Genomic DNA, 24,192 nt, shown 5'->3' with positions numbered 1-24,192 from the left:
GCGAAAGCCGATTCAGGACCTGACTCATGCGGAGCTCATTGAAGAAGTCGCGTACCTGCGTGCGGAGACCGATTTCTTAAAAAAAATCGATGCCTTGATCCAGGAAGAGCATCGGCGGACAGCGAGCTGGCGCACGCGCACGCGCACGCGGCCAGGAAAAAGGCGGGATTATGGTGGGTGTGGCGGCCACCGGGCTGGGGCTGCTCACTGCCGCCTTGCCAGACAGCCTGTTTCCCGCAGGCTCGCAGATCATGATCCTGATGGGGTGTCTGCTGACCGAGATCGTCGGGTTCCTGCTGTCGTTCGTGCTGATGCTCAAGCGGGAAGGGCGACAGTACATCAAACCTCGCCTGACCCATGCGGCAGAGATGGATGGTGACTTCGCGTACTGGGCGTATCTGGTTGATCAGCTCAGTGCATTCCCGAGAGACGAGCGCGAGCAGCGGCTTCGGTTTGCGAGCACGCTTCGGCAAGGCATGACGGAGCGGATGGGCCTGGTCTTCGGCGGGCTGCAGAAGCTCGGCTTCTTCCCCGTGTTGGGGGCACTCTACCTGCAGCTTCGCACCTGGAAGTGGGGTGACTGGGCCGGTGCCTTCGATGTGAATCCGATCGCCGCTGTGCTCATCTTCGGCATCGTCCTGCTGTATGCCCTCGGCTGGGTTCTGGTCGGTATCCGCAGCAGGCTGGAGATCTATGTGAACCTGCTTGAAGCTTCATTGGCTGAGCAGTCGGCGCGAGCGGGCCCCGCCTTGTAGTGATTACAGAGCGTTCCACGCGTCGCCATTCAGTTCCAGACTCCCCGTAATACCCCGGGCGTATAGTGGTCGCATCCTCACCGCAAGGATCGACGCTATGCAGAAGGGCTCGGATCTACTGGTCAAGGCGCTGGAAAACGAGGGCGTAGACCGCATTTTTGGCGTGCCGGGCGAAGAGAACCTGGACTTCCTGGAGTCGCTGCGAAACTCGACGATTGAACTCGTCCTCACCCGCCATGAGCAGGCAGCCGCCTTCATGGCCGCTACCCACGGCCGGCTCACCGGCAGGCCCGGCGTGTGCCTGGCGACGCTCGGCCCGGGCGCGCTCAACTTCTCCACCGGTGCAGCTTATGCCCACCTGGGCGCGTGGCCGATGATCCTCATCACCGGCCAGAAAGCGGTAATGAGTGCCAGGCAGGCGCGCTTCCAGATCGTGGATATCGTGGCGTCGATGAAGCCGCTCACCAAAATGACGCGGCAGATCGTCAGTCCGGCCTCGATCCCGGCGATGGTGCGCGATGCGTTCCGTGTGGCAATGGAAGAACGGCCCGGGCCGGTCCATCTGGAACTGCCGGAGGACATCGCCGGCGAGGAAGTGGAGGATGTCCCGGTCATCCCCGTCCATGCGCTGGAACGGCCCATCGCGGCCCCTGCCGCGCTTGATCGGGCTGAAGCGGCCATCCTCGCGGCCAAGCGCCCGCTGGTGATGATCGGCGCGGCCGGAAGCCGGCCGTGGCTGACCGAGGCGCTGTCCGCGTTCGTGACGCGCACACGCCTGCCATTCTTCAACACCCAGATGGGCAAGGGCGCCGTCACCGGTGGCTCCAACCTTTATATGGGCACCGCGGCACTGTCCGAAGGGGATTATGTCCACGAGGCGGTGGCGCGCGCCGACCTGATCATCGCCATCGGCCATGACACGATCGAAAAGCCGCCCTTCCTGATGAAGAGCAGCGGCGGGCCGAAGGTCATCCATATCAGTTTCCAGTCGGCCACGGTCGAGCAGGTCTACCACCCGGATATCGAAGTGCTGGGCGATATCGGCGCCTCGGTTGACGCCCTGGCAGAGCGGCTGGAAGGGCGCCTGTCTACCGACGAAGGCATGACCGGACTGCGCCAGGACATCCTCGCCCGGCTCAATGATCGTGCCGAGGAAGACCGTTTCCCGATCACCCCGCAACGGATAGTGCACGACGTACGCCAGGCCGTGCCGGACGATGGCATCGTCTGCCTGGACAATGGCATGTACAAGATCTGGTTTGCCCGCAATTACCGCACACACGTGGCCAACACGCTGCTGCTCGACAATGCGCTCGCCACGATGGGGGCCGGGCTGCCGTCGGCGATGATGGCGGCGATGCTGTACCCGCAGCGCCGGGTCGTGGCGGTGTGCGGCGACGGCGGCTTCATGATGAACTCGCAGGAGATGGAAACCGCCGTGCGGCTGGGGCTCAACCTGGTCGTGGTGATCCTCAACGACAGCGCCTACGGCATGATCCGCTGGAAGCAGGCCGTGGATGGCTTCGAAGATTTCGGCATGCGCTTCGGCAACCCGGATTTCGTGAAGTATGCCGAGGCGTACGGCGCGAAGGGCCGCCGGGTGACCGCCGTGGGGGAACTGGTGCCGCTGATCGAAGCGGCCTTCGCCGGCGGTGGCGTGCACGTGCTGGATGTGCCGATCGACTATTCCGAAAACACCCGCGTGCTGGTGGATGAACTGCGCAACCGCACGCCCGACGTGGGCTGCGCATGACCGCCCGTGACCCTGGAAAGGAGCCCAACATGCTGACCGTCGTACAGGCCTTCGACCGCGCGCCCATCACGGAAATCGGATTCGACACCGCCGCAGCACTGGAACACAAGCTCAGCGCCGCCGAGCGGGTGTTCAAGGATCGCGACGGCTGGCTGCCGCCGCACGAGCGCATCGCGATCCTGCGCAGGCTGGCCGCGTTGATGGACGCCAAGCGCGACCACCTCGCGTTGCAGATCGCACGCGAGGGTGGCAAACCGTTGCCGGACGCCATCATTGAAACCACGCGCGCCATCGATGGCGTCCACAATGCCGCCGACGAACTGCGCAACTTTGGCGGCCGGGAGATCCCGATGGGTCTTTCAGCCGCGGCGGTGGGACGCTGGGCATTCACCACCCGCGAGCCCATCGGTATCGTGGCGGCGATCTCGGCCTTCAACCACCCGCTCAACCTGATCGTGCACCAGGTCGCCCCGGCAATCGCCGTGGGGTGCCCTGTGATCATCAAACCCGCATCGGCAACGCCCCTGTCGTGCCTGGATTTCGTGGCGATGGTGCATCAAGCCGGGCTGCCCGAGCCGTGGTGCCAGAGCTTCCTGCCGGAAGGCAACGAACTGGCCGAGGCACTGGCCACCGACAAGCGCGTTGCCTTCCTGAGCTTCATCGGATCGGCCAGGGTAGGGTGGTCGCTGCACAGCAAGCTGGCACACGGCGCCCGCTCGGCACTGGAGCACGGCGGGGTTGCGCCGGCCATTGTCGACCGCAGCGCGGACCTGTCCAGGATCATCGAGCCGATCGTCAAGGGCGGCTATTACCATGCCGGCCAGGTGTGCGTTTCCACCCAGCGCATCTTCGTCCACAACGATATCGCCGATGACTTCACCGAGGCACTGATTGCCCGTGTGGAACGGCTGCGTACCGGTGATCCCACCCTGAAAGACACCGACGTGGGGCCGCTGATCCAGCCCCGCGAGGCCGACCGGGTGGCCGAGTGGATCGACGAAGCCGTGAAGGGCGGTGCGACGCTCGCCAGCGGCGGCAAGCGGCTGTCCGAGACCACGCTGCAGCCGACCGTGCTGCTCGATCCGGCCGCTGATGCGCGGGTGACCACGCAGGAAGTGTTCGGACCGGTGGTGGCGGTGTATCGCTATTCGGATCTGGACGAAGCCATTGCCCGGGCGAACTCGCTGCCGACCGCCTTCCAGGCCAGTATCTTCGCGCAGGATATCGACATCGCCCTGCGTGCAGCCAACCGGTTGGATGCCTCGGCAGTAATGATCAATGACGCCACCGCGTTCCGCACCGACTGGATGCCGTTCGCAGGCCGCCGCGAATCGGGTTACGGCACCGGCGGCATTCCGTACACCATGCGGGACATGTCGCAGGAGAAAATGATCCTGATGCATAGAAGCTGAGCTTGGTGGGCGGCATCGGCTTCATGGTTGCGTCCCTGTAAGCCTGACTGCGCGATGCGGTTGGGCAGGTATGACGCGGGTTGTCGTTCGAAACCTCCAGCGGGTTTTGCTCCTTTTTTGACAGTCCGGCCGTGAGACAATCGACTGAAGCTCAGCCGAAGGCACTCCGTCCATATCCTGGAATCCCGAATTCGACAAGTTCCTTGCCAGTCAGAGGAGCGACAAGGAGCGGCATGGCAATCTGACCGAGCGTAAGACGCAGTGGCTGGGGAAGATCGAGGAACTGTACGCCCAAGTCACTGACATCCTGCGGCCATACTCCGAGAATGGCAGCATGCACGTCAGCAGGTCTACAGCCGAGCTCAGGGAAGAAGCCCTGGGCACGTACCACGCACCAGGCCTGACCATAGATCTCGGCGGCAGCAGCGTTCAATTCGTACCCATTGGAACCATGCTGCTGGGTTCGCCCGGTCGCGTCGACCTCATAGGGGTCCGCGGCAGCGTCCGGTTCGTGCTTGTTCTTCCCGACCTTGACCGGCCGATTTTTACAGTTACCACGACGTTCGGCGACCGCCCTCGCGAGACCAAGCGAGGGCCATTGGATCTGACTCCTTACCAGTGGAAAATTTCGACGTTGCCGCCGAAGATCCGGTACAGCGCGATCGAAACAATCAGCCTGCAGTCAGCGATCATGGAGGCCACCAATGGCCACTCTCGTCATCGCTAATCGGGACGTTCCGAACTATGGGAAGGTCGTTGGTCATCACGCCATGGCGCAAGAAGCGATCGACCTGTTTTTCTCCAATTTGAATCCGGACTATTTCGATCTACCGCTGGCCGAGGTCGAGCGTCAACGGATCCTGGCGCTCAAGACGCAGGAAGTTCGCGACATGATGGCGCTCCTGGCGTTTCTGGAAGCCTGCTTCAAGTTGGATTACGTAAACAGGAAACAATTGAAGCTGAAGGACGGCCTCTCCAAGACGTTGATCAAGCTCTTCAATCGGAAGCGTAACAAGGCCAGGTTGATGGAGGACATCATCAAAAGCTGGCAGCAGCAGGGGTTCCTGTCGCATCAGGAGTACGATCGCATCAACAACGCGTTCAAGCTCCGGCACTGGATCGCTCACGGGCAATACTGGTCGCCGGATAGGATCAGATCGCATGATTTCCTCGAAGTTGCGGAGTTCATCGAAGGCCTGATCAACTCGCGTGCTTTTGTAAGCGATGGAATAGATCTGGTTGGCATTTGAGTTGCATCGACCTGCGTAGTCATGCGGTCACTATCAACCGCCTCTGACGGCGCGGCACTGGACTTCGTGGCAGGACCCGAAGCACGGAACCTCACTGATCTGGAAAAGGATGACATCGAGCGAGCCAATCGATGATGTTTGGTCCTGGGCGAACATGAGCTGTGGATGAGCGGATTGCGTCACTTTCACATTCCCTCTACTTCTCCCGGCATCAACTGAACGTCGGTCTTGGCACAGCCGAAAACGCCGCTATAGTCCGAACACCCCCGAAGAAGGAGACAGTGAAATGTTCCTCAGCAAACCCAATCTGACTACCGCACGCAACCTTGGTATCGCCCTTATCGCTGGCGTGAGCCTGAGCGCCTGCGCCACCTATAAGGACGACTTCGCACGCATCGATTCGCGCCTCGACCAGCTCGACGTGAAGGTGCAGGGCGCCGCACAGAGCGCCGAATCGGCCAATCAGTCCGCCACCCAGGCCAACCAGCGCCTCGACCAGATCGAAGGCCGCGTCCAGCAGCTCGAGCAGGCGCCGCGCCGCAAGCCGCGCGGTTGATCGCCCGGTACGTTTGAACCAGGCACCAGTGGCCTGCACAGGCCACTGGTTTCCTCGGGAGCAGTAGAAACTGATTCAAAGGAAGTGTCCCATCGGTACTCATCCATCCTCCAGAATGCGGCCCGTTTTCGGTGCGCTGGCACTTGCGCTGGCATTGGCGTGCACCGCCACGGTGAGCGCGAAGAACGCCGCCGCGCAGTCCGCCGCCGCGGTCGACGAACTCCCGGAAGGCCAGACGGTGTCGGACACCGTGATCGAACTGGCCGGCTGGGTCGTTGCGTCCAAAGACAGCCAAGGCTACCCATTCGCGATCATGGACAAGGCGGCTGCCCAGGTCCTGGTGTTCGACGGGGAAGGCCGACTGCGCGGTGCCGCGCCGGCGCTGTTCGGGTCGGCTACCGGTGACCACACCGCGCCCGGCGTCGCTGGCCTGGCCCTGCGGGCCATCCCGGGACGTGACCGCACGACCCCTGCGGGTCGCTTCATCGGCGGCTACGGACCCTCGATCGATGCAGGGCGCGTGCTTTGGGTCGACTACGATTCGGGCGTCGCGCTGCATCCCATCACCACCGGCGTACCGTCAGAGAAGCGTGCCGAGCGACTTGCTTCGGCCTCGCCCGATGACAACCGCGTCACCCACGGCTGCATCAACATCTCGCCGACGTTCTACGAGCAGATCGTCCGCACCACGTTCGAGCGCGGTGGCGTGTTCTATGTGCTTCCGGACAAAGCGTCGATGGCCGAGACGTTTCCCGAGTTCGCGCAGACGCGTGCCGCGATGAAGGACAACGGCGGAAAAGCCGCGCGTTGATACGCGCGGCGCAGACACTCAACGCGCTTGCGCCCTCAGGCGTTCGCAGGTTTCCTTGGCACGCTGCAGCCCCATGCCCTCCGGCGACGCGGGATCCGGCTCGCCGAGCGTGAACGCCTCCATCCGCGCATCATGCGCGGCGCGCACTTTGGGCGCAGCCAGCACGGCGGCAAGCAGCTCGGGCAGCTCGACCTGGTCGCGCTGGCCGAGGAACGCCTTCAGCTCGGCGGGGGTGTAGACGCTCGCCAGCAGCTGATCGAACCCGGCCTGCTGGACAGGGTCCTGGATTCCCTCGGCTACCTGCCTCACGCCGGCTGACAGATGTGCCGCCATCGCGGCCTGGATCGCTTCGCGGCACGCGGGGGGATCCTCGGGAGCCGCGACACCTTCGCCGCTGCCAAAGGCGCGCAGGAAGGCCTGGCCCTCTTCGATGACCTGCCTGGTGACGATTTCCGTGTTGACCTCGTGGGCCAGTTCCAGCGGCGTGGCAGCCAGCGCGGGCAGGCTGGCCAACGCCAGCAGCGCCGCGCCGGTCCGACACACGCGCCGGCTCCGCAGCGGTATGCCGGTCAGGCTTGCAGGGGAAATTCCATCCAGTTCTTTCATATCCAAAGGGGCGTCGACATGCGGCGGGCAAGGATAGCGCATCGCCTGCGGTCTGCCGGGCGCACCCGCTCACGCCTGGTTGAACGGACGACCCGAAAGACGCTCGAATTCGGCCACGTCGTGCGAGCAGAAAATCTCCAGTTCGCCACGGGAATGCAGGCGCCGCAGGCTTCGCACCTGATCCCGCGATGCCAGGCGTTGGCGGCGATCCTGCTCCATCATCCACTGGTAGCCGCGCAACCCGGGCGGGCACCGATACGTGCCCGGTTCCAGTTCGTCCTGGTGGAAATACGCATCACCGGCGAGCAGATGCCAGCGGCCTTCGCTGTGCACCGCGATGCCGGCATGGCCACGGGTGTGGCCCGGCAACGGCACCATCAGGATGTCCGGTGGCAGCCCCTGCAGGGGCCGGACGAAGGACAGCCCGAACCATGCTTCGCCAGCGGTTTCCCGGTGCAGGTGCCAGCGTTCGACGCGCGGCCACTGCTGCGGGCGGAAGCGCTGCCGCTGCAGCCACCGGCCGCGATTCCCCGCCGTATCTGCTTCAGCGGCCAGCACGTGGACCGCCGCATCGGGGAAATCGTCCAGTCCGCCGGCGTGATCGAAATCCAGGTGGGTCAGCACGATATGCCGCACGTCGTGCGCCGACCATCCCAGCGCCTGCACCTGGGAGAGCGCGGTCATCGACTGGCGAAGGTCGGGCGCCAGCAGCGCACGGAAGAACGGCGAGAGGCGCTCTCGAGGATGGGTGACGTCACGGGTTCCAAAGCCGGTATCCACCAGCACCAGGCCGTGGTTGGTCGCGATCAGCAGGCAATGGCAGCACAGGCGTGCCCGCCGCAGCACCCCGTGCGTGCGGCCGTCCATGAGGCGGCCGCCGGGCGGGCATGTGGAAACGCAGTTGAGATGGTGGATGCGCACCGTCGGTACCTCGCAGGATGGGCGATGCAACCAGTCTGCGCAGCGCGATGTAGCGCGCGGTGCTGCCGGCGCCAGTGCCGCGTCACTGCGGATGCGCCGTTCCATCACGGGGCCACGACATTGCCGGCCAACGTCATTCCGAGCGCGTTGAACGGGGCGCGGTTTCCTTCGGTGGCAACGGCACGGAAACGGACGCGCGCGTGATCAGCCGGTGCGCAAGCACCTGGTTGACGGCCACGCGCCCAGCGGTGGCGGTGCGGCGGATCTCCCGCAACAGGATCTCCACCGCGCTGTCCGCCATGTCTGCCACGGGCTGGTGCAGGGTGGTCAGTTCCGGCCACACCATCGTCGCGGCGGACGTGTCATCGAAACCAACGACTGAAAGATCGCCTGGTACCTCCAGGCCGCGCCGGTGCGCCACTGAAACGACGGCCGATGCCATGTCATCGTTGCTGGCGAAGATCGCGCTGGGGCGCTGATCCAGGGCCAACAGCCGTTCGGCTGCGTCCAGTCCGGAGCGGTAGGTAAAGTAACCGGGCTGGACAAGGGAGTCGTCATAGTCGATACCGGCGTCAGCCAGTGCATCCCGGTAGCCTTGCCATCGATGCGCGCTGGCGGTCTGGTTTGGATCGCCCTTGATGTAGCCGATGCGCGTGTGCCCGTGGGCCAGCAGATGCGACATTACGTCCCGGCTAGCCTGGCGGTCATCGATGCGTACGCAGGAAACATGATCGCTGAAATGGCTGGACGCGATGGAAACCACGGGAATGCCGGCGTCGACGAACACATCGACGATGTCCTTTGTTTCGCACAGCGGCGGCGGAAGAATCACGCCCGAGACCGTGATGGAGAGCTGCCGTGCCGCTTCCCGACGCGCCTGGCTGTCCAGCTCATCCCAACTGGCAATCACCAGCTGCGCCGCTGACCGGGTAGACCCGCGCAGCGCGCCGACCAGCAGTTCGCGCAGATAGCTGGAGCTGGGATTGGTGTAGATCAACGCGACGCAGGTGTGCTGCGCGGCGGCCAACGCACTGGCGGCAGGGTTGGGCCGGTAGTCCAGTTCCTGCACGCTGCGCATGACCCGATCGCGGTTGCCTTCACGCACGCCGGCATGGCCATTGATGACACGTGAAACCGTCATCGGCGAAACGCCCGCATGCGCGGCGACGTCATCGATGGTGACGGCGCTCGCCTTGCGACGGACCGCTTTTTGGCTACTTTTCAAACCATCAACTCCTTTGCTGCGCTGCATGATGACAAGCGCGATCCGGGGTGAGTAGTCTGCGCCCGAGACGTGATGGTAGCGCTACCACTGAGCCAGGGTAAGGCCAGCAGGTACCCCCCCCTTACCGCGCGGCTGTTCTGGCAAATCCGCAAGCGAGTTTGAGTCGCAGTGAAGGCAACGCGCACTGCGATGTTCGGTTTGGAAGACGGGCGTCGCCCGTACGTGCCCCAGAAGGGGCGGTGCATCCATTCGATCGTATGTCAGAGGGGAGAGTCATGAGCGCTGTTACTGTCCGTCGTATACCCGGCTGGAGGGCTCTGCCATGAGCCGGACGCTGGCGAAGTTCACCTCCAGGGCCATGTTCACCTTCGTCGGCGGCGTCCTGGTCATCAATCCCGCCTTCGCGCAGGACCCGGCCACGCCGGCGCCCGTGGCGCAGCAGCAGGGCCAGGCGAGCCCGACCCAGCTGGACGCCGTGCAGGTCACCGGCATCCGCAACAGCCTCAGCCAGGCGATGGATATCAAGCGCGACTCGGCCGGCGTGGTGGATGCCATCAGCGCGGAGGACATCGGCAAGTTCCCCGACACCAACCTCGCCGAGTCACTGCAGCGCATCACCGGCATCTCCATCGAGCGCCGTGATGGCGAAGGGGCGCAGGTCACGGCGCGAGGCTTTGGCCCGCAGTTCAACATGGTCACGCTCAACGGGCGCCAGATGCCGGGCGCCGATGCCTTCGGTGCATCCGGACAGGTCGCCATCGGCGGTGTCGACGGCGGTACCCGTGCCTTCAACTTCGCCCAGCTTGCCGCCGAGGCCATCAACGGCATCGAGGTCTACAAGACCAGCCAGGCCAATGTGCCCAGCGGTGGCATCGGCGCCACGATCAACATCCTGACCGCGCGACCCTTCGACCATGAGGGCACCGTCGCCAGTGCCGGCGCGAAGATCGTTTCCGACGAGAGCCAGCCGTTCGGTGACGACCTGACGCCGGAACTGTCCGGCCTCTTCAGCTACAGCAACCCGGAAAAGACCTTCGGCGTTGGGGTGAGCGCCAGCTACCAGAAGCGCAAGGGTGGCTCGGTGCAGGCCACCAACAATTACTGGAACATCCAGCCGTGGACCGGCACGCTGCCGGGCAACCCGACGGTGGTCAATGCACCGGCAGTGGGCGCATTGTACGGTCGCCCGAACGACCTCCGCTATGCGTTTTCCGAGTTCGAGCGCGAGCGCATCAACGGCCAGGCCGTGCTGCAGTTCGCGCCGACCGACGCGGTGACGCTGACCCTGGATTACACCTATTCGACCAACGAGATCACCGAGAACCGTGGCGAACAGGGCATGTGGCTGCAGAACAGCAACTACACCGACGTCGAGTTCGACACCAGCGGCGCGGTAGCCACGCCGATCTACATCCGAGAGGTCGCGGGCACCAAGGATTTCGGGCTTGAGCAGCAGCGCAGCATGCAGAAGTACAAGCTGGGATCGCTTGGCTTCAATGCACTGTGGCAGCTCACCGATCGGTTCAAGCTGAGCTTCGACGCGCACGATTCCAAGAACGAAAGCCGGCCGAACGATCCGCTCACCGGCGGCGGCTCCATCTTCAGCAGCATCGCCGGTACCAACAACTGCACCACCGGGCCGCACTGCGGTGGGTCCTGGGTGCAGGAAATGAACTTCAACAACGGCCTGCCGGTGGGCACCCAGGTCTGGTACCCGAGCACGGCCGATGCCCTCGCCAAGGTCAACGGCGTGGTCAATCCGGGGTTCGTGCCGGGCGAGATCGGTTCGCAGGTGCTGCGCATCAATTCGCAGACCCAGGTCAGCGAGATCAAGCAGGGCCGCGTCGACGGTGAGTGGAGCTTCGACAAGGGTCGCTTCCAGTTCGGCGTGGATTCGAGCAAGCAGACCACCCACCGCATCCAGGCAGCGGAGAACTACAACACCCTGGGCGACTGGGGCGTGGCCAACGTCGACGGGGATGTGGCCAACGGGCTGATGGACCTGCTGCAGCCGGTCAACATCGTCGGGTTGTTCAACGACTTCAATGCCAACAGCTTCACCGCCTGGCGCGGCGATGCTGGCCGCCTCGCGCAGTGGGCGGCGGACAACTATGGCGCCAGTCTCGGTGTGAGCCCACAGCGCGCCGCCGACAACCTGGTGGAGGAGAAGACGAAGTCCGCCTATTTCCAGGTCGAGCTGGACGGCGAGCTGGGCGGGTTGCACACCAATACGCGCCTTGGCGTGCGCTATGAAACCACCGATGTGGTGTCCACTTCGGTCATCGCCATCCCGGAGGCCATCGAATGGCAGTCCAACAATGACTTCCGCGTGGTGTTGTCCGATGAGCAACAGCCGTTCACCGAAAAGAACAGCTACAGCTACGTCCTGCCCAACCTCGACTTCAGCATCGACCTCATGGACGACCTGAAGGGCCGCGTGTCCTTCGGCAAGAGCATCGCGCGCGCGCCGATCGGCAACCTTTACGCGGGCCCGACCGCACAGCAACCGTTCGGCTCGGTGCTGATCGATCCGTCTTCGCGCGCCAGCGGCACCGCACAGAACCCGCAGCTGAAGCCGCTGGAGTCGGACAACCTCGACATGGCACTGGAGTGGTACTTCGCGGATGCGAGCTACGTGTCGGTCACGTACTGGAACAAGCGGGTCGCCAACTTCATCGGCAACACCGTGGTCCAGGAGAACCTGTACGGACTGCGCGATCCCACTGCCGGTCCGGATGCACAGGCGGCGCTGGCCTTCCTCACCAGCGGCGCCTGCGCTACCCAGGTGGGTGCGGCGAATGCGGCGGCCTGCAATGCCAACGACACCGCGTTGTTCACCGCGCTGGCACTGCTGCGCAACAATCCCGCCGGCCTGGGTGCCTACAACGGGACAGACGCGCAGGTGCTGTCCACCGAAGCCGCCTACGACCTGTATGGCACCGCAGCCGACCCGCTGTACCAGTTCAACGTCAACCGCCCGATCAACCAGAACGAGTCCAAGCTGAGTGGCTGGGAGCTCGGTGGGCAGTACTTCTTCGGCGATACCGGGTTCGGCGTGCTGGCCAACTACACCATCGTCAACGGCGACGTGGGCTACAACGATGCGGGTGATCCGAACATAGACCAGTTCTCGCTCACCGGCCTCAGCGACACCGCTAATGCCATGCTGATGTACGAAAAGTACGGATGGTCGATACGCCTGGCCTGGAACTGGCGTGACCAGTATCTGATCCTGGCCAACCAGGGCACCAGTCGCAATCCCTACTATGTGGAAGAATACGACCAGTGGGATCTCAGCGTGAACTACACGCTGGATGAAAACTGGTCCTTCGGCCTGGAGGCGATCAACCTGACCGGAGAGGACGTGCGCTGGCGTTCGCGCACCTCGCAGATGATCGTGAAGCTGGCTGACCAGAGTCCGCGTTACATGCTCGGCGTGCGTTACAGGTTCTGAACCGTGGGGGTGCCGCTGCCTTGCCGGCGGCACCCGTTCAAGGCTCCTGCTGGGAGAGGACGACACCGTGTCGCGATACGAAATGCTCAACAACATCGCCCACCACGACCTGCGCGTGGCCACCGGCTTCGGGCCCGAATTCGGCGACGCGGTGGGCATGGTGCCGGCCTATCCGAGCGAGTTCGCCGAACTGCAACGGGAATACCCCATCTTCCTGCGCCGCGATGCCGACAGCGGCGCCTGGCAATCGGTAGCGCTGCTCGGGTTCGAGCAGCATGAGAACCTGTTCCTGCAGGACGGCTACTGGAATGCCTCCTACCTGCCCGGGGCCGCGGCAAAGGGGCCGTTCCTGATCGGCTTCCAGGACCGCCACATCGATGGCACGCTCAGCCGCGAAGCGGTGCTGCACGTGGATCTTGATCATCCGCGCGTGACCGCGATGGAGGGTGAGCCGGTGTTCCTGCCGCAGGGGGGCAACTCCCCTTACCTGGACCACATCACCAGCGTACTGCGCGGCATCCACGATGGCCACGCGTTCGGCGCGGACATGTTCGCCGCGCTGGACGCGCACGGGCTGATCCAACCGGTCACGCTGGATGTGCAGGTCGACCCGGAGCATCGGTTCACGGTCAACGGGCTGCACGCGATCGACCGTGATCGCCTGGCGCTGCTGGATGGCGCTGCGTTGGCCGGACTCAACCGCGCCGGCTATCTGGAAGGGGCCTATCTGATGCTGGCGTCGCTGCACAACATGCGCCGCCTGATCGCCGAAAAACAACGACGCCTGCGCATGCAGGATGCTGCATCGACGGCGGGCAGGAACTGAGCGGTGCGGGAGGCCGTTGCCATGCGCACACTGGAAGGCCTGGACCCCGGCGCGCTGCCGTTGCAGGCGCTGGTGGACGCTGGCGAGCCGGTGGTGCTGCGTGGCATCGTGCGCGACTGGGGCCTGGTGCAGGCCGGCTTGCGCGGCCCCCACGAGGCCATGGCGTACCTGCGCCGCTTCGATGCAGGATTGCCGGTCCCATATTCCTTCGGCGATGCCGGCATTGAAGGGCGACCGTTCTACACAGCGGACTTCACCGCGTTGAACGTGGAGGTCCGGCGCGGCGTGCTGACAGAGGTCCTGGAGGCGATCTCCGACCATCTCGCTTCGCCCAGCCCGCCGACCTACTACGTCGCCTCGCTGCCGGTCGCACGTGCGCTGCCGGGGTTCACTGAGCACAACGACGCCGGGCTGGCCGGGCAGGGCATCGAGGCGCTGGCCAGCATCTGGATCGGCAACCGGGTCACGGCCTCCTGCCACTACGACACCCCGCAGAACCTGGCGTGCTGCACGGTCGGCCGACGCCGGTTCACCCTGTTTCCGCCCGAGCAGATCGACAACCTCTACCCGGGCCCGATGGATCCCACCCCCGGCGGGCAGGCGGTCAGCGTGGTGGATTTCGACCGCCCGGATTTCAGTCTGCACCCCCGTTTCCGTGATGCCCTGGCAAGTGCGCAGTGCGCCGAACTGGGGCCCGGTGATGCCATCTTCATCCCGAGCCTGTGGTGGCACCACGTGCGCAGCCTGGAGCCGTTCAATGTGCTGGTGAACTACTGGTGGCGCCGTTCGCCGAACATGCTGGCCTCGCCCCTGCCGGCGCTGCAGCATGCGATGTGGGCCCTGCGTGATCTGCCACCGCGTGAGAAACAGGCCTGGGCGGCGATCTTCGACTACTACGTATTCGGCCCCGCCGAGCGCGCCGGGCAGCATCTGCCCGAAGCCGCCAGGGGCGAGCTGGCACCGTTCGATACGACCCAGGCACGGCGCATGCGCGCCCGGCTTCTGGCGCTACTCAACCGTTGATGGGGACATCGCATTGAACGCTGTGGACACAACAGAAGGGCGGATCCGCAAGGTCGTCATCGCCGGCGGTGGCACTGCCGGTTGGCTTGCCGGCTGCGCGCTGGCCCACCAGTTCCGCGATCAGCTGGACATCGTTCTGGTGGAGTCCGAGCAGATCGGTACCGTCGGCGTGGGCGAATCCACCGTGCCGCCCATCCGCATGTTCCACCGCTTCCTGCAGATCGACGAGCAGGAGTTCCTGCGCGCGGTGGCCGGTACGTTCAAGCTCTCGATCTCGTTCGAGAACTGGCGTCGCCCCGGGGACCGTTTCATCCATCCGTTCGGCACGATCGGGCAGGGTACCTGGGCCACGCCGTTCCACCATTTCTGGTTGGAGAGCCTGCGCCGGGGCATGCCCTCGGACCTGGGCGAATTCTGCCTGGAAAGTGCGGCCTCGCTGGAAGACCGGTTCTCGCTGCAGACCCAGCCGCAGGCCAGCTACGCCTATCACTTCGACGCCAGTCTCTACGCCAGGTTCCTGCGTGGCAAGGCCGAAGCAAACGGCCTGCGCCGGGTGGAAGGCAAGATCCGCGAAGTCCGCCAGCACGCCCATGACGGCGCGGTGGCATCGCTGGTGCTTGAAGACGGACAGGTCATCGAGGGCGACCTGTTCATCGACTGCACCGGCTTCCGCGGGCTGTTGACCGAGCAGACCCTGCACACCGGCTATGAAGACTGGCACGAATGGTTGCCCAGCGATCGCGCCGTTGCGGTACAGACCGAGTCGGTGGATCCGCCGGTGCCGTACACGCGCGCCATCGCACACGAGGCCGGCTGGCGCTGGCATATCGCGCTGCAGCACCGGGTGGGCTGTGGGCTGGTGTTTTCCAGCCGCCACATGTCCGATGACGAGGCGCAGGCCAAGCTGCTGCGCGACATCGAGGGCCGGCCCCTGCGTGACCCCTGGCTGGTGCCGTTCCGCAGCGGGCGCCGGTTGAAGGCATGGAACAGGAATGTGGTGGCGCTGGGGCTTGCCAGTGGGTTCATCGAGCCGCTGGAATCCACCAGCATCCACCTGACCATCAGCGCGGTGGTGCGCCTGATCCAGTTGTTCCCGCTGGAGGGCATCAGCCCATCGCTGATGGCGCTCTACAACGATGTCAGCCGTCAGGAAATGGAGCACGTTCGCGATTTCATCATCCTGCATTACCACGCGAACCAGCGCGACGAGCCGATGTGGAAAGCGTGTCGGGAGATGGCACTGCCGGAGTCGCTGCAGGTTCGCCTGCGCGCGTGGCGCGAGCGCGCCCACGCCTGGCAGGACCCCGGCGAACTGTTCCGGGTCGACTCGTGGACCAGCGTCCTGACCGGGCAGGGCATCCAGCCGGGACCGCCGCATCCGCTGTCGCGCGCCATCAGCGATGCGGACCTGCGCACGCTGCTGGAGCGCATCCGTCGGCCGGTGCAGCAGGAGGTGGCGAAGATGCCGTCGCAGGCCGCGTTCATCGAGCGCTACTGCAACGCGTCGGCGCAGGCATGGCAACCGGGCATGGCGGTGACATAGCCGCCCGACATGCTGTTGCCGCTGATTGGTAGCGCTACCTTCAAGCCAAGACGGATGGAAACGATGGATCTGGTTGCCGGAATCGACGCGGGTACGCAAAGCCTGAAGGTGGTGGTCTACGACCCTGCCGGGCGCAACGTGGTGGCCAGCGCCAGCGCGCCCTTGGCGCTGGCCAGCGGTGCCGACGGCAGCCGGGAACAACAGCCGGCAGACTGGGTCGCGGCACTGCACGCCTGCTTCGCCGACATCGAGCCCGCGCTGCGCTCGCGCATTGGCGCGCTGGCCGTTTCGGGCCAGCAGCACGGGTTCGTGGCGGTCGATGCGGCCGGTGAGGTGCTGGCACCGGCCAAGCTGTGGTGCGACACCAGCACCTCGGCCGAGTGCGGGCAGATCATGCAGGCGGCAGGCGGCAGGGCGCGCACCATCGCGCTGGCCGGCAACCCCGTCCTCACCGGGTACACGGCTTCCAAGCTGCCATGGACCAAGGCCCATCGGCCCGAGGCCTATGCCCGGCTTGCGAGCATCCTGCTACCCCACGATTACCTCAATTTCGTGTTGACCGGACAGCGTTTCTGCGAGTACGGGGATGCGTCCGGCACGGGCTGGCTGGACGTACGTACCCGCACCTGGTCGAGCGAGCTGTTGCATGCGACCGATCCCGAGCGCGATCTTGCGGCCTGCCTGCCACGCATCGCCGGGCCCGAAGAAGTGTTCGACATCGACCCCGCCACGGCGACGGCGTTGGGGCTGCCGGCGACGGTGAAAGTGGCTGTCGGAGGCGGCGACAACATGATGGCGGCCATCGGCACCGGCTGCGTGGTGCCGGGGCGGCTGGCGATGAGCCTGGGCACCTCGGGCACGCTGTTCGCTTACTCCGATACACCCGTGGTCGATCCGGACGGGGCATGGGCGGCCTTCTGTTCGTCCACCGGCGGCTGGCTGCCGCTGATCTGCACGATGAACTGCACCGTGGCGACCGAGCAGGTCGCGTCGGCTTTCGGCTTCAGCACGCGCGACGGCGACGCTCACCTGCGAGCGACTCCGCCCGGTGCAGACGGGCTGGTGATGCTGCCGTACCTCAATGGCGAACGCACGCCGGACCTGTCGTTCGGCAAAGGCATGCTGGCCGGGCTGGACACCATCAACATGACGCCTGCACACCTCTATCGCGCGGCGATGGAAGGGGCCACTTACAGCCTGAAGTACGGCTTCGATGCCTTCGTACGCGCGGGCATGTCGTTCGATTCCATCGTGCTGACCGGCGGCGGCAGCAACAGCACGCAGTGGCGGCAACTGGTGGCCGATGTGTTCGGCCTGCCGGTGGACGTACCCACCCAACCTGAAGGCGCCGCGTTCGGTGCGGCGCTGCAGGCGGTGTGGGCGCTGGGCCACGCGCGGGGCGAAGCCACCTCGATCGCCGAGATCGCCGACCAGCACGTGGCGCTGGACCCACTCCGGTCCGCACGACCGGACCCGGCGCGCATGCAGGCCTACGCCACCGCCTATGCACGGTTCCTGCGCCACCTCGATGCCATCACGCCGCTGTATCGCGACGGATCCCCCTCAACGCCACACCCCGCACAACGACAGGAAGACCCCTAATGACCACCCAGCCCTTCATCGGCAGCAAGGAATACTTCCCCGGCATCGGCCGCATCCCCTTCGAAGGACGGGGGTCGGACAACCCGCTCGCCTTCAAGGTCTATGACGCGGACAAGCTCGTCGGGGGCAAGACGATGCAGGAGCACCTGCGCTTCGCGGTCTGCTACTGGCACACCTTCTGCAATGCCGGGCATGATCCGTTCGGCCCGGGTACCCGGCATTTCCCTTGGGAAGCCGGTTCGCCGATGGCCAGCGCCGAGGCGAAGCTGGACGCGGCGTTCGAGTTCTTCACCAAGCTGGGCGTGCCGTACTGGTGCTTCCATGACATCGACCTGGCACCGGACGCCGACGACGTCGGTGTCTACGAAAAGAACCTCAAGCACATGGTGGCGCTGGCCAAGGCCCGCCAGGACGACACCGGCATGAAGCTGCTGTGGGGCACGGCCAATCTGTTCTCGCACCCGCGCTACATGAACGGTGCGTCCACCAATCCGGACTTCGCGGTGGTGGCGCGGGCCGCCGTACAGGTGAAGGCGGCGCTGGAAGCAACCGTTGAACTGGGCGGCGAACATTACGTGTTCTGGGGTGGCCGCGAAGGGTATGCCGCCCTCGCCAATACGCAGATGAAGCGCGAAGTCGACCACCTTGCACGCTTCCTGACCATGGCGCGCGACCATGGCCGCAGCATCGGCCTGAAGGGCAATTTCCTGATCGAGCCCAAGCCGATGGAACCGATGAAACACCAGTACGACTTCGACAGTGCCACGGTGGTCGGGTTCCTGAAGGAACACGGCCTGGACAAGGATTTCAAGCTCAACATCGAGGCGAACCACGCCACGTTGTCCGGCCACACCTTCGAGCACGATCTGCAGGTCGCGTCGGACCACGGGCTGCTGGGCAGCATCGATGCCAACCGCGGCAATGCCCAGAACGGCTGGGATACCGACCAGTTCCCCACCGATCTGTACGACACGGTCGGCGCGATGCTGGTGGTGCTGCGCCAGGGCGGGCTGGAGGGCGGCCTCAATTTCGATGCCAAGGTGCGCCGTGAATCGACCGACCTGGAAGACCTGTTCATCGCACACGTGGGTGGCATGGATGCGTTCGCCCATGGGCTGGAAGTCGCCCACGCGCTGATCAACGAGTCGCCGCTGGAACAGTGGCGGAAGGAGCGTTACGCCAGCTTCGACAGTGGTACCGGCAAGGCATTCGCAAGTGGCGCGCTCAGCCTTGCCGAACTGGCCGCGCAGGGTGCGAAGGGCGGCGAGCCCAGGCAGGTCAGCGGCAAGCAGGAGCGCTACGAAAACCTGATCAACCAGTACCTGCTGCGCTGACCGCGCAAGCTCGCGTCGATGGAACCCAACCGGGGAGGGGCAGGGCAATGCAACAGGCAGTGAACAGCGGCGAGAACACCCGACTGATCGTCCTGATCAGCGTGGTGGCGACGATTGGCGGATTCCTGTTCGGGTTCGACAGCGGCGTGATCAATGGCACCCAGGACGGACTGCACCAGACGTTCAAGTCCGGCGAATGGATGCAGGGATTCGAGATCGCCTCGATGCTGCTGGGCTGCGCGTTCGGCGCCTTCAGCGCCGGCCGCCTGGCCGATCGCCTTGGCCGCCGCAACGTGCTGATCGTATCGGCGGTGCTGTTCCTGCTGTCGGCGATCGGCGCCGGTGCAGCCCCGTCGTCGGCGATGTTCATCATCGCGCGGGTACTGGGCGGTTTCGCGGTAGGCGCGGCCAGCGTGATCTCCCCGGCGTACATCGCCGAAGTCGCGCCGGCGCGTTACCGTGGCCGCCTGGCCACGGTCCAACAGATCGCGATCATCAGCGGACTTACGGCCGCGTTCCTGTCCAACTATCTGCTGGCGGCCACCGCAGGTGCCTCGACCGAGCCGCTGTGGGCAGGCCATGCGGCCTGGCGCTGGATGTTCTGGATGCAGGCGGTACCCTCGCTGTTGTTCCTGGTGCTGCTGTTGGCCATTCCAGAAAGCCCGCGCTACCTGATGGTGAAGCGCCGCAAGGACGAGGCCTTGCAGGTGCTTGGGCGGCTGTTCGGCGCGGCCGAAGCGCAGGCCAAGCTGGCCGAGATCGATGCCTCGCTGTCGACCGACCACCATCGCCCGAGGCTTTCGGACCTGCGTGACAAGGCCAGCGGCAGCGTCCGCCCGATTGTCTGGGTGGGCATCGGCCTGGCGACCTTCCAGCAACTGGTTGGCATCAACGTGGTGTTCTACTACGGCGCCGTGCTCTGGCAGGCGGTCGGCTTCTCTGAGAACGACGCCCTGCTGATCAACATCCTGTCCGGTGCGCTCAGCATCGGCGCCTGCATCGTGACCGTGCTGCTGATCGACCGCATCGGGCGCAAGCCGTTGCTGTGGGTCGGCTCGGCCGGCATGGCGGTGGCCTTGGCGCTGCTGGTGTCTTCCTTCGCCAGCGGCTCGCTGGTCGATGGGCGCCTGCAGCTGCCCGGCGGCATGGGCACGCTGGCGCTGGTGGCTGCCAATGCCTACGTGGTCTTCTTCAACGTCTCCTGGGGTCCGGTGATGTGGGTGATGCTGGGCGAGATGTTCCCCAACCAGATCCGCGGCTCGGCGCTGGCGGTGGCTGGTGCGGCGCAATGGACCGCCAACTTCGCCGTGACGGTGACCTTCCCGATCCTGCTGGCCGCCATCGGGCTGGCCGCAACCTACAGCCTCTACCTGGTGGCGGCGGTCATCTCGGTGTTCTTCGTGCTGCGGTTCGTGCACGAAACCAAGGGCAAGGAACTGGAGCAGATGGAAGGATGAACACGATGACGAATCGACGCTTCATGCAGGCCCGTGGTGGCGTACTGCTGGCCGCGCTGGTGCTGGCCGTGGCGGCCTGCGGGAACGAGGGGAAACCCGTTGCAGCTGCGCCGGCCGACCCGGATCCGTGGCCGCAGGTCGCCTGGCCGCTGGCCGAGGATGCGGCCCTGGAGGAACGCATCACCGACCTCATGGCTACCCTGACGGTGGAGGACAAAGTCGGCCAGCTGGTGCAGGGGGACATCGCCAGCGTCACCCCGGACGACGTGCGCCGCTACCGGCTGGGTTCCATCCTGGCAGGCGGCAACTCGGACCCCGGCGGCCGTTACGATGCCTCGCCTGCGCAATGGCTGGCACTGGCCGATGATTTCCATGCCGCGTCGATGGACACCTCGCACGGCGGCAAGGCGATCCCGGTGCTGTTCGGCATCGACGCCGTGCACGGGCAGAGCAACATCATCGGCGCGACCCTGTTCGCGCACAACATCGGCCTGGGCGCGACCCGCAATCCGGAACTGCTGCGCCGGATCGGCGAGATCACCGCACTGGAGACCCGCGTGACCGGGATGGAGTGGGCCTTCGCACCGACCGTGGCGGTACCGCAGGACGATCGCTGGGGACGCACCTACGAAGGCTATTCCGAGTCGCCGGAGGTGGTGGCCAGCTACGCCGCTGCAATGGTCGAAGGCCTGCAGGGCAAGGTGGGCTCGCCCACCTTCCTCGACGGGCGCCACGTGATCGCTTCGGTGAAGCATTTCCTCGGTGATGGCGGGACCGTCGATGGCAAAGACCAGGGCGATGCCCGGATCGATGAAACCGAGCTGGTGCGCATCCACGCGGCCGGCTATCCGCCCGCCATTGCCGCAGGCGCACAGACCGTCATGGCGTCGTTCAACAGCGTCAACGGCGAGAAAATGCACGGCCACAAGCCATACCTGACCGATGCGCTGAAGGATCGCATGAACTTTGGTGGATTCGTGGTGGGCGACTGGAACGGCCACGGGCAGGTGAAGGGCTGCACCACCACGGACTGCCCTGCCACCATCAACGCCGGCCTGGACATGGCGATGGCATCGGACAGCTGGAAGGGCTTCTACGAGACCACGCTGGCGGCGGCCAGGGCCGGCACCATCAGCCCGCAACGCCTGGATGACGCGGTGCGTCGCATCCTGCGGGTCAAGCTGCGCCTGGGCTTGTTCGAGGCGGGGAAACCGTCTTCGCGTGCGGTCGGCGGCCAGTTCGCGCTGATCGGTGCACCGGCCCATCGCGCGGTCGCCCGGCAGGCAGTGCGCGAGTCGCTGGTGCTGCTGAAGAACCAGGGCGGCGTGCTGCCGCTGTCGCCGAAGCAACGCATCCTGGTGGCCGGTGACGGTGCCCACGATGTCGGCAAGCAGGCCGGCGGATGGACGCTCAACTGGCAGGGCACCGGCACGACGCGCAAGGATTTCCCGAATGCAGACAGCATCTTCGAGGGCATCGCGCAGCAGGTGAAGGCGGCCGGTGGTCACGCCGAACTTGCGGTTGACGGACGCTATGCGACCCGACCGGATGCAGCCGTGGTGGTGTTCGGGGAAAACCCGTACGCCGAGTTCCAGGGCGATCTGCCGACGCTGGCGTACAAGCCGGGCGACGATGCGGACCTGGCGCTGCTCAAGCGCCTGAAAGCCGATGGCATTCCCGTTGTCGCGGTGTTCCTCAGCGGACGCCCGCTGTGGGTCAACCGTGAGCTCAATGCCGCCGATGCCTTCGTCGCGGCATGGCTGCCGGGCTCGGAGGGCGCGGGCATCGCCGATGTACTGCTGCGCGGTCCCGATGGCAATGTCCAGCACGACTTCAAAGGCACCTTGAGCTTCAGTTGGCCGCGCACGGCGACCCAGTACGCCAACAACGTGGGCCAGAAGGATTACAACCCGCTGTTCCCGTTCGGCTTCGGGATGACCTACGCCGACAACGGAGCACTGGCCCTGCTGCCGGAAATTTCAGGCGTGACCGGCAAGGAAGGGGCGGTCGGTGTGTTCTTCGCACGCGGTGACGCCGGCCCCGGCATGGCGCTGCGACTGGAAGACGACACAGGGCAGGGCGTGACGGTCACGAAGGTGCCGGATGCCCTCGCGTCCGACCTGCTCACGGTTGCCGGCGTGGATCATCTGGCGCAGGAAGACGGGCGCCGGCTCAGCTGGTCGGGCAAGGCCGAGGCGACTGTCGCACTGCAATCGCACACGGCGCTGGATTTGCAGCGCGAGAGCAACGGCGACCTGATGCTGTTGACCACCCTGCGGGTGGATTCCGCACCGCAGGGCGATGCCTGGCTGTCGGCGGGCTGCGGCACGGGTTGCACGGCGCGCATCGCGATCGGTCCCACGCTGGGGCGATTGCCGGCAGGCCAATGGACACGCGTAGGGGTGCCGCTGAAGTGCCTTGCCGCCGCGGGTGCGGATGTCGGCAAGCTGGATCGCCCCTGGTCGATCGGCGCGGCGGGGAAGATGACACTGGCGGTGTCGCGCGTAGCGCTCGGGGCGCTGAACGAGGCGGAGACCACCATCGAGTGCACAGGCGCGTGACGGTGCGTGCTGCGCTAGGGAGGCCCGGGAGGACGCGCGACCGAATCGCGCACCACCAGGCGGTGGGGCACGACGTGGTCAGTCAGTACACGTACGCCTTGCTGCCGGCGGCGGATGGTGCGCAGCAGGATTTCGACCGCGGCATCGGCCATCGAGGCGATCGGCTGATGGACAGTGGTGAGCTCGGGCCAGACGGTGGTTGCGGCCGAGGTGTCATCGAAACCGACGACCGACAGGTCGCGGGGCACCTCAAGGCCGCGTCGGTGGGCAACGGAGATCGCCGCCGCCCCCATGTCGTCGTTGCTGGCAAAGATCGCGGTGGGCGGCCGACGGTGGCGCAGCAGCTTCTCGGCGGCGGCCAGCCCGGAGCGGTAGGTGTAGTCGCCCTGCTGGACCAGGGCGGGGTCGACTTCCAGCCCTGCGTCATGCAGCGCGCTGACGAAGCCGTCGTAGCGCCGCGCGCTTGCGCTGAGGTCGCTGCGCCCGCAGATGAAGCCGATGCGGCTGTGGCCGTGCTGGATCAAGTGTTCGGCCAGTTCCCTGCCGGCGTGGAAGTCGTCGATGCGCACGCAGGAAATGTCGTTGCCGAGGTGGCCCGATGCGATCGCGACCACCGGGATGCCCGCCCTGAGCAACTCGTTCACCGCAGGCTGCGACTCGCACAGCGGCGGCGGCAGGATGACCCCGTCGACCCGGCCGGCAAGCGCACGCGCCGACCTGCGCTCTGCGGCAGGGCCCAGATCGTCCCAGTAATCGACGACCAGCTGGATCGCGGCGCCCGACGCCACGCGCAGCAGCCCGACCAGCAATTCGCGCAGGTAGGCACCACTGGGATCGGTGTAGATCAGTGCGATGCGCGTGTGCTGTGCGGCGGCCAGCGAACTGGCGGCGAGGTTGGGCGTGTAGCCGAGTTCACGCACCGCGCGCATCACGCGCTCACGGGTGACATCGCGGACTTTGCCCTGGTTGATCGCGCGCGATACGGTCATCGGCGAGACCCCGGCCAAGGCCGCCACTTCGTCGATCGTCACGCCACTGGTTTTGCGGCGGACCGATTTCTTCGGCTTCTCCAATACGCGCTCCCGTTGTGCTTCATGGCGCCA

General features: G+C 65.5%; 19 protein-coding genes and 1 pseudogene. 16 read left to right on the top strand and 4 right to left on the bottom strand.

Annotated features, from left to right (window positions below; genetic code table 11):
- The 8 genes and pseudogenes from ABE522_RS02415 to ABE522_RS02380 form a co-directional block, all read left to right on the top strand.
- Window positions 1-138 (top strand): annotated as a pseudogene (locus ABE522_RS02415) (IS3 family transposase); the annotation flags it as partial.
- 35 nt (window positions 139-173) lie between these two features.
- Window positions 174-755 (top strand): hypothetical protein, encoded by a 582-nt coding sequence (locus tag ABE522_RS02410; protein ID WP_346590308.1) that lies wholly within the window; start codon window positions 174-176, stop codon window positions 753-755.
- A 97-nt stretch (window positions 756-852) separates the two neighbouring features.
- Window positions 853-2,508, top strand: coding sequence for an acetolactate synthase large subunit (locus tag ABE522_RS02405; RefSeq protein ID WP_346590293.1), 1,656 nt, complete (start codon window positions 853-855; stop codon window positions 2,506-2,508).
- A 29-nt stretch (window positions 2,509-2,537) separates the two neighbouring features.
- Window positions 2,538-3,920, top strand: coding sequence for an aldehyde dehydrogenase family protein (locus tag ABE522_RS02400; protein WP_346590292.1), 1,383 nt, complete (start codon window positions 2,538-2,540; stop codon window positions 3,918-3,920).
- 334 nt (window positions 3,921-4,254) lie between these two features.
- A complete protein-coding gene (locus ABE522_RS02395; RefSeq protein WP_346590290.1) occupies window positions 4,255-4,647 on the top strand; it encodes a hypothetical protein in 393 nt (130 codons plus the stop codon).
- A complete protein-coding gene (locus ABE522_RS02390) occupies window positions 4,625-5,170 on the top strand; it encodes a hypothetical protein (RefSeq protein ID WP_346590289.1) in 546 nt (181 codons plus the stop codon). Before ABE522_RS02395 ends, ABE522_RS02390 begins: the two co-directional genes overlap by 23 nt.
- Before the next feature lie 286 nt (window positions 5,171-5,456).
- A complete protein-coding gene (locus ABE522_RS02385) occupies window positions 5,457-5,726 on the top strand; it encodes a hypothetical protein (RefSeq protein ID WP_042612885.1) in 270 nt (89 codons plus the stop codon).
- A 115-nt stretch (window positions 5,727-5,841) separates the two neighbouring features.
- Entirely contained in the window at window positions 5,842-6,537 is a 696-nt protein-coding gene (locus ABE522_RS02380) for a hypothetical protein (RefSeq protein WP_346590287.1), read from the top strand.
- Between the two features lie 18 nt (window positions 6,538-6,555).
- Here the strand turns inward: ABE522_RS02380 and ABE522_RS02375 are convergent, their stop codons facing one another.
- The 3 genes from ABE522_RS02375 to ABE522_RS02365 all read right to left on the bottom strand — a co-directional run bounded on the left by ABE522_RS02375 (window position 6,556) and on the right by ABE522_RS02365 (window position 9,205).
- The gene (locus tag ABE522_RS02375; RefSeq protein WP_346590285.1) at window positions 6,556-7,143 is read right to left on the bottom strand and encodes a hypothetical protein; all 588 of its coding nucleotides are present in this window, start codon (window positions 7,141-7,143) and stop codon (window positions 6,556-6,558) included.
- Between the two features lie 69 nt (window positions 7,144-7,212).
- Window positions 7,213-8,010: an MBL fold metallo-hydrolase gene (locus ABE522_RS02370; protein ID WP_346590283.1), complete on the bottom strand. Its 798-nt coding sequence runs from the start codon at window positions 8,008-8,010 to the stop codon at window positions 7,213-7,215.
- A gap of 187 nt (window positions 8,011-8,197) precedes the next feature.
- A complete protein-coding gene (locus ABE522_RS02365; protein WP_406846288.1) occupies window positions 8,198-9,205 on the bottom strand; it encodes a LacI family DNA-binding transcriptional regulator in 1,008 nt (335 codons plus the stop codon).
- 406 nt (window positions 9,206-9,611) lie between these two features.
- On the opposite strand from ABE522_RS02365, the gene ABE522_RS02360 reads away from it, so the two are divergent.
- The 8 genes from ABE522_RS02360 (at window position 9,612) to ABE522_RS02325 (ending at window position 23,089) form a co-directional block, all read left to right on the top strand.
- Entirely contained in the window at window positions 9,612-12,743 is a 3,132-nt protein-coding gene (locus ABE522_RS02360) for a TonB-dependent receptor (RefSeq protein ID WP_346590280.1), read from the top strand.
- Between the two features lie 67 nt (window positions 12,744-12,810).
- The gene (locus ABE522_RS02355) at window positions 12,811-13,569 is read left to right on the top strand and encodes a SapC family protein (RefSeq protein ID WP_346590278.1); all 759 of its coding nucleotides are present in this window, start codon (window positions 12,811-12,813) and stop codon (window positions 13,567-13,569) included.
- A gap of 21 nt (window positions 13,570-13,590) precedes the next feature.
- Window positions 13,591-14,592 (top strand): cupin-like domain-containing protein, encoded by a 1,002-nt coding sequence (locus ABE522_RS02350; RefSeq protein WP_406846284.1) that lies wholly within the window; start codon window positions 13,591-13,593, stop codon window positions 14,590-14,592.
- 13 nt (window positions 14,593-14,605) lie between these two features.
- Window positions 14,606-16,135, top strand: a complete 1,530-nt coding sequence (locus ABE522_RS02345) for a tryptophan halogenase family protein (RefSeq protein WP_346590274.1) — start codon at window positions 14,606-14,608, stop codon at window positions 16,133-16,135.
- Window positions 16,136-16,198: 63 nt separating this feature from the next.
- Window positions 16,199-17,737 (top strand): xylulokinase, encoded by a 1,539-nt coding sequence (xylB, locus tag ABE522_RS02340; RefSeq protein WP_346590272.1) that lies wholly within the window; start codon window positions 16,199-16,201, stop codon window positions 17,735-17,737.
- Entirely contained in the window at window positions 17,737-19,071 is a 1,335-nt protein-coding gene (xylA, locus tag ABE522_RS02335) for a xylose isomerase (protein ID WP_346590271.1), read from the top strand. The genes xylB and xylA overlap by 1 nt, the downstream gene beginning before the upstream one ends.
- Window positions 19,072-19,118: 47 nt before the next feature.
- The gene (locus tag ABE522_RS02330; protein ID WP_346590269.1) at window positions 19,119-20,528 is read left to right on the top strand and encodes a sugar porter family MFS transporter; all 1,410 of its coding nucleotides are present in this window, start codon (window positions 19,119-19,121) and stop codon (window positions 20,526-20,528) included.
- Window positions 20,525-23,089 carry an exo 1,3/1,4-beta-D-glucan glucohydrolase gene (locus ABE522_RS02325; protein ID WP_346590267.1) on the top strand — a complete coding sequence of 855 codons (2,565 nt, stop codon included), beginning with the start codon at window positions 20,525-20,527 and terminating at the stop codon, window positions 23,087-23,089. The genes ABE522_RS02330 and ABE522_RS02325 overlap by 4 nt, the downstream gene beginning before the upstream one ends.
- A 14-nt stretch (window positions 23,090-23,103) precedes the next feature.
- Here the strand turns inward: ABE522_RS02325 and ABE522_RS02320 are convergent, their stop codons facing one another.
- Window positions 23,104-24,162 (bottom strand): LacI family DNA-binding transcriptional regulator, encoded by a 1,059-nt coding sequence (locus ABE522_RS02320; protein ID WP_346590265.1) that lies wholly within the window; start codon window positions 24,160-24,162, stop codon window positions 23,104-23,106.
- Between the last annotated feature and the right edge of the window lie 30 nt (window positions 24,163-24,192).

It is taken from the genome of Stenotrophomonas lacuserhaii (assembly GCF_039674585.1).
Taxonomy (GTDB): Bacteria; Pseudomonadota; Gammaproteobacteria; order Xanthomonadales; family Xanthomonadaceae; genus Stenotrophomonas; species Stenotrophomonas pennii_A.
Note: the sequence above shows the minus strand (reverse complement) of the source record. Positions and strands in the feature narration are given on the sequence as shown.